This is a genomic window from Plectonema cf. radiosum LEGE 06105, from assembly GCF_015207665.1.
In the GTDB taxonomy this organism is placed as follows: domain Bacteria; phylum Cyanobacteriota; class Cyanobacteriia; order Cyanobacteriales; family Nostocaceae; genus Rivularia; species Rivularia radiosa_A.
The window spans coordinates 1-13,465 of record NZ_JADEWL010000165.1; the positions used below are offsets into that span (position 1 = coordinate 1).

Sequence of the window (13,465 nt, forward strand, 5' to 3'; positions counted from 1 at the left end):
TTTCTTCTCGCTGTGCGACACCCGGATTACTCTTGATGCCGTGAGAAGACGGACACAGGCGTTTGGACACTTGCCTGGGAAGTTGTTACGAGTCTTCCACTCTCCCGTGCGACTTTCAGGTCGCACTTACCATATCATCGGCGTACCGAATAGATGGTTCGATGATTGAGCTTTCCGGGGTTTTGTCTGTGATTTTGAATCCATTTTTGTGGTATCTAAAAACACTTTCAATCCCGTTGAGTGCAATATTGGCTAACAGAGGGCTTATCACGCCACCTTGTGGTGTACCTTGTTCTGGAAATTCCGGGTTTATTCCTGCTTTTAAGCATCTGAATATACCAGATTTTACGCCTCTAGGGGCAATGAGGTTGTCCATAATGGTGGTGTGACTTATCCTATCGAAGCATTTCGCAATATCGAGTTCAATTACTCTTTTTTTAATTCCGTTGACGTTAGAGTTTAAATTTAGAAATAAGACTTTTTGAGCATCATGTGCCGAACGTCCCGTTCTAAACCCGTAACTCCGGGCATGGAATGTTGCTTCGTGTGCTGGTTCTAGAGCATATTTGGCGAGGCATTGCCAACACCTATCCGCTATAGTCGGGATTTTGAGTATTCGGGTAGTTCCATCCTTTTTAGGGATTGGAATTTCCCGTAATCCCTTGTGTACCCAGTTATTGCTTAATGTTCCAAGCAGTTCTTCGAGTTCAAACCTCTCTTTGAATGTAAGAGACTTTTTACCATCGATGCCTGCTGTTTTTTTACCAGCGTTTAGCTGTGTTACTTGACGTATTGCCAGGAATCTAGCCGAAGAAGATTTCAGAATCAGTTTTTGCAAAGACAAAGCTTTTCGCTTATCTCCTGCCCTAACAGCTTTGAACACTCTACGTTGTAGGCGGAATAGGTCACGTCGGAATTTCTTCCAAGGTAACGTCTTCCAAGATTCACTAGTCCCGTGACTGTGCCTAATCATGCTCTATTCCTTTAAGTGTTTTCTGAATACCTTGCAGCAATTACGCCGCATCCTACCCAAATCGGAGGAGTTCCGTATCTCGTCTTACCTACACGGGGTTCGACCGTCCCCGTGACCTTCGATTTGTTTTTATTCGTTCCTTCAGATGATTGATTGTTCCGTTAGGTAGTGCCAATTTAACCATCGGACTCCCAGGTTCTTACCGTTATTAGAAACAGTATACGGCAGGATTTGCTCCGATAAAGTCGGGTTCTAAGGATATGTCCCGCTTCTTGCTGGGTTACTTTTTTAGGCATCGGTTTTACCGTAGGAACTCCCTGTTAGCGCCAGTGTCCACCCATAACAGTAGTCTGGTTGCGCCCTGTTCCCAGCTTCACTCTGTAAGAAACGAACTTACTCGGTGTGGGCAGATAAGGAGTCAAGCATGAACCTTGCTGGTAGGGCTTTCACCTACATCTTTCTGAAAGTTCAACCATTGCTGGTTGGTTAAGTTATTTACGGGTTGATTACCGAGATTCACTTAACAACGAATCGCACGTTTCTTGCAAGCTCAATCCCTGTCTTGGTTGAGTCAGTGACATAGCTTAATAACCAATTTGCAGCGGTAGCTCTACGTGTTTCCCTGGGGCTAAATTCGCCTATTTTGTAACCTGTAAAACCCAGTTTTTCTTTAACAATTTGTTTATTTTCCTTGGGAATCGAACGAGTCAACTTGACGGTTGGGGGACGGTTAGCGATAAAATCTGGTGGTTCAGGATATTCTGTACGCCATTCTTCAGACACGTTACTTGTATCCCATTTCTCTGTAGATTCATCGTAGCGATAACCCAAATAGTGCCATACCAACTTGTTGACTGTGGTATCATCAATTTCTTCTTTGAGAATCGCCCAAATTGTATCGGTGTTGAGAGACGGTAGTTCCATTTTAGATTTTGGATTTTGGATTATGTTTAAGGTGTTAACTTCCAAATTCTTATTCAATAGTCTATAAATTAGCATTTGATCGGACAAAATAAACTAAAAAGAATATTTATGTATTGATGATACCTATGTCAAATTCTACTCTACCAAAACAAACTCGCGCCCATGCATTGATATCCGGTAAAGTTCAAGGGGTAGGCTATCGTTACTCTACGATGAATGCAGCGAAGAAGTTGGGTTTAAATGGATGGGTACGAAATCTTCCCGATAGTCGTGTAGAAGCCGTTTTTGAAGGTGCTTCAGAAGTTGTACAAGAGATGATTCGCTGGTGTCATGATGGCTCAATTAAGGCGATCGTTACGGATGTACAAGTTAAATATTCGGAAGCGGAGGGTTTGCAAGGATTTGAAATTATCAGGAGTCATGAGTGAGGAGAGAAGTCGGGTTTCTCTAAGAAATCCGACTTCTAGATTGATTATTAATAATTCAGGAATAGCCGCAAGTGTCACAAGACGGGCGTTGGTGCGTGACACCACAAGCCTTATTATTATGTTAAAAATTAGTCGAAGTGTCACAGCACCCTACAACAAAATATGCCTTTTTTGCTAAGTCCTATAATTATTCATTCATTTCCTTAAATGTAGCTAGCGCTGATGGTGAAATACGACTCAAGTAAGAAAATACCCAGTATTTAGAGACAGTATCTAAAATTACGGGAAAAGTAGCGATAAATATGAATATGGTGTTTCTTGTGGGTGTAATTCCTAAGTGTTGTGCGAATTCTTCGAGAATAATTTCCCATCCGTGGGGTGAATGAAAGCCGACGAATATATCTGTGATTAAAATAATTAAAAAGGCTTTAGCACTATCGCTAAGTCCGTATACTGTATCATCAATAAATAATTTTAATATTGCGATTTCTCTTTTACTAGTAACAATTATTAATGCAAATACAATTAATGATATTAAATCAGCGAACACGTTACTAATAGCACTGTTGTTTTGGCGATGATATTCTTCTGCTATTTGAATTGCTTTTTCTTTTTTCTTTTGCTGTATGACTTCTGATGATAATGGTGGAGCTTGAAGAGTTAATTGGTCAAATTTTAATTTGTCTTGATAAAATTTGAATTCATGTAATGCTTTATTTTGTATATGACTATTCATAAAAAAATCGGCAGTAGCATCATTTCTCACACGCTCTACTATCGGGTAAATTAATAGTTGTTTTGATAGTAAGTAAGTGAAAAAAGGTACTATTATTAGAGTAGCTAAAATTGTTAAAGCTGTTTTTGTCCTCTTACTAGAAAATTGAAAATCCTGAATAATTTGTTTTTCTGCTTGGGGAGATAACTCTCTAATAATTTTTTGCAAACTTCTCGTAATAGAACCTGGAAATAAACCTATTTTTCGAGGAGCAATTTTTACTTCTATTTCATCTAAATCAGATGTATTTTCAAGCTTTGAATTGGAATTAACTGTTAATCTTCGCGAAGTAAACTCTCGATTAATTGCATATTTTGCTGTTACCTCATCAATAAATTTTAATCTGCTTATAAATGTTTGATCGGATATCTTTAATAAAGAATGACTTCGCTGAAACTCTGCTAACCTCAAATTAATTATTTTCAAATTTTTTTCAAGTAAAGATTGCCAATAAGATAGAACACTTGCAGTATATTCGGCAGATTCGGAAGATATTTTTCTACCATTAAAATGTTTTTCCTCGATATCTCGAATTCTCCAAGCAGCTTCGTAAGCTAATAACAGCGCTCTTTGGGGTGTATTTAAAAACCAATTCTGTTGAATTTTGCGAAAAAACGATGTTTTGTGTTTACTCATATAATTTTAATTAATAAAATAATTATCAAATAATTCCTTAACGCTGATATCTTTTTTTAGAAAATGAGCCTTGAAGTTAAATTCAAGGCTATATTAAAAATTAATTATTACAAAAAACTCTTAATTATTCATAAAATTATCATCAGTTAAAGATTAAAAACTTGAAAAATATCCTGATAACCATTCTGTTGGATTTCGTTAACTAATTTACGTTCTTCATCAGGAATTTTTGCTAAATTTTCTAGTTTGCCAGTATTTGGATTCTCAGCAAATGTTGATTTAAGATTACCGTCATTATCAAAAATGAACAATTCTCCATTATGAAATCTTTGAAATGCGATAACCTTACCATTATCAAACCAAAATCCTAAACCATCACCTATTTCAGCATTAGATTCGCTGGCTTTTACAGGTTTACCATTAATCTGACAAACAGTATAGTTATTATATTGCTGAGTTTTTGTACTTTCTTGACAATCTTGAGTTAATTGTTCTAAAGAATTAATTGCAGCTTCATAGGAACTATCATCAATTTGCGTTTGTGAGTCTTCATTACCAAGAATGCACTCGTCGGGAATTCCATCATCATTGTAATCTATACGTGCATCATCTTGTTGTCCATCGTTATCGCAGTCAATCAATTGTCCAATCTGTTTACCCGATTTAGTTTGCTTATTATTTTTTGTAGTTGCAATTTTAAAAGAATTTTGTTGTTGAGATGCAGTTTGTGTTTCTATTTGATTAGTCGTTTGACTCGCTACAGGAGATTGGTTACAACCGAGTAGCGTCACTACTAAACCCAAAGAAAAAAGTTTTGCTTGTATCATCAGATTAGCGTATTAAATAAATTATAAATTAATTTATTCATGCTAACTTAACTGAAATCAAGTCATAAGGGAAACAATACTGAAAAATAAAAATAAAAATAAAATTTAAAAGTTAAGAGTTGTAGAGACGTAGCATTGCTACGTCTGTACCGGAGTTTGGAGTTAGAAATAATCAATAATTAATAATTTAATTATGTTTAATTTCAAATATTCAATTTTCAATGCCTAATTTTCTAGGAATTGTTATTATTCTGATACTTTGCTCTCAATTCTTCCAATTCATCATCTATTTTGCTATTTTTTGTTGATTTTTGTGTACTTTGTTCAGGTGGATTGGAACTATTATTATTAGATTTATTCCCTTTCATAAATATAGTTTTCATTTCCTCCAATTCCTGATCTATTTGACTTTGAGAACTTGAAATCATCGTAGATGGAATTGGATTAGATGATGTTTGAACTGGTTTTCTAACAGCTCCAGGATGTGAAATTAAAGTAGGTAAAGAATTCAAATCTGTTAATACATCATCCACAGTTTGATAACGACGTGCGGGAGTTGTTGCCAACATTTTATCTAAAATTCTACCCAAATTGTCATTCAGGCTAACTTTCAGATAATTTCTCCACAGCCAAACATCATTATTGATATCGTATAAATCAAATGGCGATCGCGCTGTTAATAAATGAATACAAGTAACTGCCAAACTGTAAATATCGCTAGCAAAAAGTGCTTTACCTCTCATTTGTTCTGGTGCTACATATTCAGGAGTACCAATACTCGTACCCGTTTGATGTATAGAAGTTTGAGTAACAACTTTGGAAGCACCAAAATCTACTAAGACAATTTGTCCCCTCATCTTAAGAGGATTGTGACGACGAATAATATTTTCGGGTTTAATATCGCGGTGAATAACTTGTTTTTGATGACAAAATTGCAAAATTCTTAACAATTCATTTAATAATTGTTGAATTTGAGTTTCGTTGTAAACACCATTTTGATTTAACTCTTGAGCTAAATTTAACCCATCAATAAATTCTTGCACCAAATACTGTCGATCATCTTGAGTAAAATATGCCAAAAGTTCGGGAATTTGTCGGTGTTTTCCCAACTCATCCAAACGCATCGCTTCCTGATTAAATAATTCAATCGCTTTAGGTAAAGTACTCGTACCTTGAGCTTGCGGATAAAACTGTTTAATCACACAATTAGGAAAAGACGGTTTATCCTCATCTCTAGCTAAAAAAGTTCTGCTAAAACCACCTTGTCCAATAGGTTTCATCGCACGATAACGTTGTTTGAGCAGTAATTTAGAGCCACAACTCAAACAAAACTTTTCACTATTGGTATTTTGCGGATTCGGACAACTCGGATTAAGGCAGTAACTCATTTTACAAAGGCATTGAATGCTCTCATATATCTCTATTGTGCCTTGTTTCAGATATATGGTGTTTTTTTAAGATTTGTCAAGCATAAAGCAATTTTTGATTTGAGATTATTGAATTATCTGGAATTTGTTAAACATTAATTAATCAAAATCTGTAGGTAAATCCCGATTATAATAATGCTGAAAAAACCTGGTAATTTGTGCTGGTGTTACCCTTGTGGTAGATAATTGAGGAATATTATTTTCAGCAAAAAACTTTACTTCCTCGGTTTCAATACTTGATATTGGTGAACCGCTAATAATTTCGCATTGAAAAAACAGTTTATAAATACCGTGGGGATGAGGTGGATATCCTTGCTTATTGATGTCGTAAACAGCCAGTAACTTGACGGGGCGGGTTTGATAACCCGATTCTTCAAAAATTTCTCGAATAGCTACTTCCCCTGGAGATTCGCCAACTTCTGCCCATCCACCGGGTAGAGCATAACAACCATCGGAACGTTCCTTGACAAATAATAAAGTATTTTCTTTGAACACCACACCGCGTACAGCAACTTTAGGTGTGGGATATCCGATTTCCTTGACTAATAAATCTAAAATTTGGCTTTGTTCGATTTGAGAATAACTAGAGATGATATCGGCAGCAATCTCACGTAATAATTTGTAATCTTCAATTTGAAACGGATTTGTAGAATAATTTAAACCTTTTTGAGCAATAGCTTGAATTTGCTGCGCCCATTTTAACCATTTGGGTTGCATTGGTTTACTGAATTTTTGATAATTTTTGATAATTATAGGTAATTTGCGGTAGAGCCAGCATAGCTGAGCTTAGGTTTTCGTGTCTAGTAGTCCACTATATTGATGAAGAGTAGAATATATTCGTAGTGGGAGCGTCTCGCTTCCTGGTGGTAAATAGCGAGCTTTCCGGTAAGCTCTATGAGGCTATCGCGTCATGCTATGTCTCTTACGGGGCAGGCTCCAGCAACGCACTACGAATTACCGATTTATTTATTACCCATCATAACTAATGACACTGAGTACTAGCACAATCTATTCATTGATAATTATTGATGAATAACTGATAATTGATAATTGGTAATTAATTACTCGAATGTCAGAATCACGACGCTTTATCAAACTGGTTGCTTATCTACGTCCTTATTGGCGAGATGCGACTTTGGGTATTATCGCTTTATTGATTGTTAATGGTTTGGGGGCTTACATCCCCTTACTAATTCGCGGTTGCATCGATAAATTTTCGGTAAACTTCAACTACGGAGAAATAATCCGCTATTCCATACTGATTATTTTATTGAGTTCTTCAATGTGGCTGATGCGGATGGCTTCCCGTGTCTGGATATTTGGTGTGGGAAGACAGGTTGAGTACGATCTTAAACAAAAAATTTTTGAACATTTACTGCAATTAGAGCCTTCTTATTTTGCCACTAATACGGCTGGAGATTTAATTAGTCGGGCTACGAGTGATGTTGATAATATTCGACGGTTGTTAGGTTTTGTGGTGTTGAGTTTTGCAAATAGTATTTTTGCTTTTGCGCTGACTTTACCTGTAATGCTTTCAATCAATGTAGAATTAACTGTAGCCTCATTATCACTGTATCCAATCATGTTTCTTGTGGTAATGCTATTCAGCGAACGTCTCCGCAATGAACAAACGCAGGTACAGGAAAACCTCTCGGATGTCAGCAACCTAATTCAAGAAGATATTAGCGGTATTTCCTTAATCAAAATTTACGCTCAAGAACAAAACGAACGTCGCGCTTTTGGTAAACAAAATCAAAAGCTGTTAAAAGCTAATTTGAAATTAGCAAAAACGCGAAATACTTTGTTTCCTTTAATTGGGGGATTGGTTAACATCAGTTCGTTGATCATTATCTGGATAGGAGCGGGTAGAATCGGTTCTAGTCTGGATGTAGGGGATTTTGTAGCGTTATTAATATATATTGAACGTCTGGTATTTCCTACTGCTTTGTTGGGATTTACAATTACTGCTTATCAGCGTGGTGAAGTTAGTGTCGATCGCGTTGAATCAATTTTCAATGTCGAACCCAAAATCAAAGATGACAATAATGCAATTCGCATAACACGAAATCAGATTAAAGGAGAATTAACCGCAAAAAACTTAACATTCGCTTATCCAGGTTCGGAAACTCTGGTATTAGATCAAATTAATTTTCATATCTTTCCAGGAGAAACGATCGCGATTGTCGGTGCAATTGGTTCGGGTAAATCCACCTTAGCGAATTGTTTACCGCGTTTATTAGATATTAATGAAGGAGAATTGTTTTTAGATGGAGTCGATATTACCAAAATCGCGTTAACAGATTTACGGGATGCGATTGCTTACGTTCCCCAAGAAAGCTTTCTATTTAGTACTACCATTCAAAATAATATTCGTTATGGCGACCCTTTAGCAGAACAACAAGAAGTTGAGAATGTCGCCGAATTAGCACAAATAAGCTCAGAAATCGGCACATTTTCCCAGCAATACAACACTCTTGTAGGTGAACGAGGAATTACACTTTCTGGTGGTCAAAGACAGCGTACAGCTTTAGCTAGAGCAATGTTGGTAGAAGCTCCGGTACTAATTTTAGATGATGCACTTTCGAGCGTAGATAATCAAACAGCGACACAAATTTTAAAAAATCTCTCTAGCGGTACCAAACGTAAAACAGTTGTTTTCATTACCCATCAATTATCTGCGGCTGCGGCTGCGGATAGAATTTTAGTGATGGAAAAAGGTAAAATTGTGCAAACTGGTACTCAAATAGAACTTTTGCAACAACCCGGTCTTTACAGAAATTTATGGAGTCAGCATCAGGTAGAAGAGTTGCTGCATTAGACATTGAATTTAGTTAAAACCAGGATTGTAAGTATGTTTCTTTTGTTTTGAGCCATCAACTATTCCTACTACTGTTGACACAAATTAGGGTTTTATTTTAATATTTTTTGTTGAAAGGATATATATTTGATAAATCCCATTGCCGTTTAATTGGCTGATTAAGACTTTTGTCGTAAACAAAACCAAGACGTTGGGGGATTCTCCCCCAAACCTCCTCCAGAAGGGTTTGTTTGTTTTTGATGTAGTAATGGATTTTTTCTAATTTTTGGTATTATAGCGAGCTTTTTTATTCTTTCAGATTTTTGTCAGATTTATTATTTTCAATTTCAGTTTTTTTAGTCTAAAGTGTTCGGAAATTTTGCTAAGAGTAACTGATAGAATTTGACATAAATGTTACTTTTGTAAATTGCGATCGCGTTCAGGAATATCAAAGTGTAAATCATTGAATATTGTAGATTAGTAATGATCATTAACTAGTCGTTTAACATTGCGAGCCTAACAGCTTATTTTCTAATATATAGGGAGCTAGCTTTATAGAGGAAGCCAGTTATAAATAGGGAGCGAGACGCTCCCACTACTAAAAACTGGCTGATAATTAATGAAACGCACTATTAATCGCATAATCGCAAAAAAAGATATATAAAAGCGAGGATACCAAATGTGTAAATTTATTTTCTTTAATTTGAAAAAGCCTGTAAACTGAGGAAAAATTAACTGCGAATATCTGATATAAACCCCTAATTTTAATTACAGTTACTCCCTATTCCCTACTCCCTATTCCCTAGTTCCTACTGCCTAATCCCTACTCCCTACCAATATAAGTATTGTGTTAATTTGCCAAGAAACCAATTGCTCAAATCCTTTTAATGTAGAAGGAAATAAACATTGTATCAGTTGCGGAAGTAGCAATTTTGGTAAATTTTTGAGAAACCGTTATCGGGTATTAAAGGTATTAGGAGAAGGTGGTTTTAGTAAAACTTATGCTGCGGTTGATGTAGATAGATTGGATGCTCCTTGTGTAATTAAACAGTTTTTCCCTCAAGTACAAGGAAGTTCAGCAAGAGCTAAAGCCGCTCAATTATTTCGAGAAGAAGCATTTCGTTTATACGATTTGGGAGAAAATCATTGGCAAATACCGAGATTATTGGCTTTCTTTGAACAAGGTTCAAGTTTATATTTAGTGCAAGAATTTATTGAAGGGCAAACTCTGTTAGATGAAGTTCGTTCTTTTACTTTTGACGAACAAAGAATTAGAGGAATTCTAACGGATTTATTACCAGTTTTAGACTTTATTCATTCTCATAATGTAATTCACCGTGATATTAAACCAGAAAATATTATTCGTCGCAAAATTGATGACAAACTTGTATTAATTGACTTTGGTGGAGCAAAACAAGTAACCCAAACTAGTTTAGCAAGACAAGCCACTGTACTTTATACCATTGGTTACGCACCAGCCGAACAAATGGCGGGTTTTGTGTTTCCTGCAAGCGATTTATATGCTTTGGGTATTACTTGTGTACGGCTGTTAACTCAATGTTTACCTATGCAAGATGATAGCGGACAATTTCATGACCGTCTTTATGATGCCATGAATGGTGAATGGTTGTGGCGAAATATTTTGCAAGCAAAAGGTATTGCAATTAGCGAAAAATTAGGAAGAATTTTAGATAAATTGCTGCAACATTTAGTCAAAGATAGATATCAATCGGCATTAAAAGTACTCGAAGATTTGAATTCTTTGCCATCGGAGCAAGTACCCGTAATTTCAACAATTCCCCTACCTGTTTCACCAACACAACCAATATTACCGGCTTTACAAACCTTTGAATTTAATGTAGTCAGAGTAGACGCAGCAGGTAAAGAAATTAAGCGTTGGTGTAGTAAAGCGAACTTTTTTAGCGAAAATTTGAGCAGCGAAGTAACTTTGGAAATGGTATCAATTCCCGGTGGTAGCTTTATCATGGGTTCACCAAGAAATGAAGGGAATACAGACGAATTTCCCCAACATATTGTGACTTTAAAACCTTTTTTTATGGGTAAATATCCAGTTACCCAAACTCAATGGAAAGCTGTTGCATCATTACCACAAGTCAATCGTTGTTTAAATCCCAACCCATCAAAATTTAAAGGTGCAAATTTACCTGTTGAAAATGTATCTTGGTACGAAGTACAGGAATTTTGTGCCAGATTACGAGAAAAAACTGGACGAGAATATCGTTTACCCAGTGAAGCAGAATGGGAGTATGCTTGTCGAGCGGGAACTAGTACTCCGTTTCATTTTGGTAAAAGTCTCAACGCTCAATTAGTAAACTGCAATATTGACAACTACCATCCCATAGAAGCAATAGGAAAACATTACAAACAAACAACACCCGTAGGTAGTTTTGCTGTAGCTAATGATTTTGGATTATACGATATGCACGGGCAAGTGTGGGAATGGTGCGCTGACTCCTGGCATAAAAATTATTATGATGCACCCACAGACGGAACAGTTTGGGAATTTGGGGGAGATATACATCGTCGAGTACTTCGCGGAGGTTCATGGAGTTTCAGCCCAGAAAGTTGTCGTAGCGCTAGTCGTAGCTGGAATGAACCTGAAGGAGGTTTGAGAATATGTGGTTTTCGATTAGCGCTGAACAACGATTAACTCCTAACTCTCTCCATCCCTCCCTCACATTTATGATTATTTGATAAATTTTATAAATATCTAATTGAATTTATAATTAATTGATCTAAATTTGGGAAATCTATAATTAAAACATTTAAATATACTTATTTATGAATGACTATCCGGAAAAGAAGTATCAGAAATTTTTTACTGTTTCTGATCAAAGTGTATTCCAAGCTATCTCTTGGTTTCGTTATCTGAATATTGGACAAAAAATCGGCTTTGGTTACGCGATCGCAATTGGTGTTGGTGTATTAGGTTCATTTTGCGGAACGCTTATTGGTGATTATTATCAACTAATATCTGTGGAAAAAGAACGATATGTAGATGAAGAAGTCGAATTATTCAATGAACTAAAATTTGATTTTTTACAAGCTAGAATCCATCAACAGCAGTTGATTTCATTGTTGGAAAAGCCCAAAGAACTAGAAAAAAAATACACTCATTTTCTCAATCACAAGTCGGATGCCATAGAAAGCTGGGATGAACTTGAGTCTTTTAATCGGGAAAATGTTACACAATATCCAGAACATTCTCAGAAAATATTTCAATTACTGAAAACTTATGAAGGTGTACCAGAACTATACTTTCAAGAGGTTGAAAGATTGATCCAACAGATAGATGTGCCGAATCTTAAATCACCAGAACAAATCCAAGCAGCGGAAAAATTACTATTGAATTTTAGTAACAGTTCTTTAGCTCGAAAATTTGATACTATTTCGGATAAATTAAATGAATTAGGTGAAGCAGCTGAAGAAGGAGACAAAGAAGCTGATGAAGGTTTAGTAAAAGCGCTGAGAACCCGCCGTTTTATCGTTTTCCTCACCGATTTTATCTCTGTTACACTGGCAATCATCTTAGCATATTACACGATTAAAACCATCACTAAACCGATTCAAAATTTAACAGAAACTGCCGAAGAAATAACTAAAAAATCAAATTTTGATTTACAAATACCTGTGACGACAAATGATGAAGTTGCTGTATTAACAAACTCTCTTAATCAATTAATTATACGAGTTAAGTATTTATTAAAAGAGCAAAGGGAAGCTAGAGAAAAATTAGAATTTTATAATCAGAGTTTAGAGACAACAGTTAAAGAACGAACTCAAGACTTAGAAGATACCCTCAAAGAACTGCAATATACTCAAACCCAACTGATACAAAAAGAAAAAATGTCCAGTTTAGGACAATTAGTAGCGGGTATCGCTCACGAAATAAATAATCCAGTTAACTTTATTCACGGCAATCTTGAATATACTAAAGATTATCTTGAAGATTTATTACATCTGGTAGAACTTTATCAATCAGAATATCCAAATCCCACAGAAGTCATCCAACAGGAAATTGAAAACGTCGAATTAGAATTCTTACAAGAAGATTTACCAAATATTCTCTCCTCAATGCAAACAGGTTCCGAACGCATTCGAGAAATTGTACTGTCACTGCGTACTTTTTCCCGTTTGGATGAAGCAGATTACAAGAAAGTTGATATCCATGAAAGTATCGAAAGTACTTTAATGATTCTTAAAAGTCGTCTGAAAGAAACACCAAAACGTTGCGAAATTGAAGTGATTAAAAATTATGGTAAATTACCGTTCGTAGAATGCTATGCAGGGCAACTCAATCAAGTATTTCTGAATATACTTGTTAACGCTATTGATGTATTAGAAGAAAAATTATATATCAATAGAAATAACCCATTTGTAACTCCCCAAATTAGTATTTCGACAAAACTTTTAAATTCTCAGCGCATAGCTATACATATTGTCGATAACGGTTTGGGTATGACAGAAGAAGTACGCGAAAAAATGTTCAACCCCTTCTATACAACAAAACCAGTCGGTAAAGGGACTGGTTTGGGATTAGCAATTAGTTATCAAGTTGTTGTGGATAGACACCACGGAGAGTTGAACTGTTTATCGGAACTTGGTAAAGGTACGGAATTTATCATTGAGATTCCGGTTAAGCAAGGAGAGTGAGGAG

10 protein-coding genes are annotated in these 13,465 nt (G+C 35.9%); 4 read left to right on the top strand and 6 right to left on the bottom strand.

The genetic code is table 11. The features are described 5' to 3' along the window. Nucleotides 1-115 precede the first annotated feature (115 nt). Both IQ247_RS27895 and IQ247_RS27900 read right to left on the bottom strand, forming a co-directional pair. A complete protein-coding gene (locus IQ247_RS27895; protein ID WP_322745589.1) occupies nt 116-973 on the bottom strand; it encodes a reverse transcriptase N-terminal domain-containing protein in 858 nt (285 codons plus the stop codon). A gap of 516 nt (nt 974-1,489) precedes the next feature. Further along, the gene (locus tag IQ247_RS27900; RefSeq protein ID WP_193924962.1) at nt 1,490-1,897 is read right to left on the bottom strand and encodes a DUF1823 family protein; all 408 of its coding nucleotides are present in this window, start codon (nt 1,895-1,897) and stop codon (nt 1,490-1,492) included. Nucleotides 1,898-2,022: 125 nt separating this feature from the next. On the opposite strand from IQ247_RS27900, the gene IQ247_RS27905 reads away from it, so the two are divergent. After that, nucleotides 2,023-2,325: an acylphosphatase gene (locus tag IQ247_RS27905; RefSeq protein ID WP_193924964.1), complete on the top strand. Its 303-nt coding sequence runs from the start codon at nt 2,023-2,025 to the stop codon at nt 2,323-2,325. 187 nt (nt 2,326-2,512) lie between these two features. On the opposite strand, the gene IQ247_RS27910 is transcribed toward IQ247_RS27905, so the two are convergent. The 4 genes from IQ247_RS27910 to IQ247_RS27925 form a co-directional block, all read right to left on the bottom strand. Next, nucleotides 2,513-3,736 (bottom strand): proton extrusion protein PcxA, encoded by a 1,224-nt coding sequence (locus IQ247_RS27910; protein WP_193924966.1) that lies wholly within the window; start codon nt 3,734-3,736, stop codon nt 2,513-2,515. Between the two features lie 146 nt (nt 3,737-3,882). Next, nucleotides 3,883-4,563, bottom strand: coding sequence for a hypothetical protein (locus IQ247_RS27915; protein ID WP_193924968.1), 681 nt, complete (start codon nt 4,561-4,563; stop codon nt 3,883-3,885). 233 nt (nt 4,564-4,796) lie between these two features. After that, nucleotides 4,797-5,951: a protein kinase domain-containing protein gene (locus IQ247_RS27920; protein WP_193924969.1), complete on the bottom strand. Its 1,155-nt coding sequence runs from the start codon at nt 5,949-5,951 to the stop codon at nt 4,797-4,799. 138 nt (nt 5,952-6,089) lie between these two features. Beyond that, nucleotides 6,090-6,707, bottom strand: a complete 618-nt coding sequence (locus IQ247_RS27925; protein ID WP_193924970.1) for an NUDIX hydrolase — start codon at nt 6,705-6,707, stop codon at nt 6,090-6,092. A gap of 352 nt (nt 6,708-7,059) precedes the next feature. On the opposite strand from IQ247_RS27925, the gene IQ247_RS27930 reads away from it, so the two are divergent. The 3 genes from IQ247_RS27930 to IQ247_RS27940 all read left to right on the top strand — a co-directional run bounded on the left by IQ247_RS27930 (nt 7,060) and on the right by IQ247_RS27940 (nt 13,461). Next, on the top strand, nt 7,060-8,808 hold the full coding sequence (locus IQ247_RS27930; RefSeq protein WP_193924971.1) for an ABC transporter ATP-binding protein: 1,749 nt from the start codon (nt 7,060-7,062) through the stop codon (nt 8,806-8,808). Nucleotides 8,809-9,634: 826 nt separating this feature from the next. After that, entirely contained in the window at nt 9,635-11,458 is a 1,824-nt protein-coding gene (locus tag IQ247_RS27935) for a bifunctional serine/threonine-protein kinase/formylglycine-generating enzyme family protein (protein ID WP_193924973.1), read from the top strand. 131 nt (nt 11,459-11,589) lie between these two features. Next, nucleotides 11,590-13,461, top strand: coding sequence for a sensor histidine kinase (locus tag IQ247_RS27940; RefSeq protein WP_193924974.1), 1,872 nt, complete (start codon nt 11,590-11,592; stop codon nt 13,459-13,461). Nucleotides 13,462-13,465 lie beyond the last annotated feature (4 nt).

Excerpts from the sequence above, each read along its gene's own strand:
- IQ247_RS27895 (WP_322745589.1), bottom strand. The coding sequence starts at position 973 with ATGATTAGGCACAGTCACGGGACTAGTGAATCTTGGAAGACGTTACCT.
- IQ247_RS27900 (WP_193924962.1), bottom strand. The coding sequence starts at position 1,897 with ATGGAACTACCGTCTCTCAACACCGATACAATTTGGGCGATTCTCAAA.
- IQ247_RS27910 (WP_193924966.1), bottom strand. The coding sequence starts at position 3,736 with ATGAGTAAACACAAAACATCGTTTTTTCGCAAAATTCAACAGAATTGG.
- IQ247_RS27920 (WP_193924969.1), bottom strand. The coding sequence starts at position 5,951 with ATGAGTTACTGCCTTAATCCGAGTTGTCCGAATCCGCAAAATACCAAT.
- IQ247_RS27930 (WP_193924971.1), top strand. The coding sequence starts at position 7,060 with ATGTCAGAATCACGACGCTTTATCAAACTGGTTGCTTATCTACGTCCT.
- IQ247_RS27915 (WP_193924968.1), bottom strand. The coding sequence starts at position 4,563 with ATGATACAAGCAAAACTTTTTTCTTTGGGTTTAGTAGTGACGCTACTC.
- IQ247_RS27905 (WP_193924964.1), top strand. The coding sequence starts at position 2,023 with ATGTCAAATTCTACTCTACCAAAACAAACTCGCGCCCATGCATTGATA.
- IQ247_RS27940 (WP_193924974.1), top strand. The coding sequence starts at position 11,590 with ATGAATGACTATCCGGAAAAGAAGTATCAGAAATTTTTTACTGTTTCT.
- IQ247_RS27925 (WP_193924970.1), bottom strand. The coding sequence starts at position 6,707 with ATGCAACCCAAATGGTTAAAATGGGCGCAGCAAATTCAAGCTATTGCT.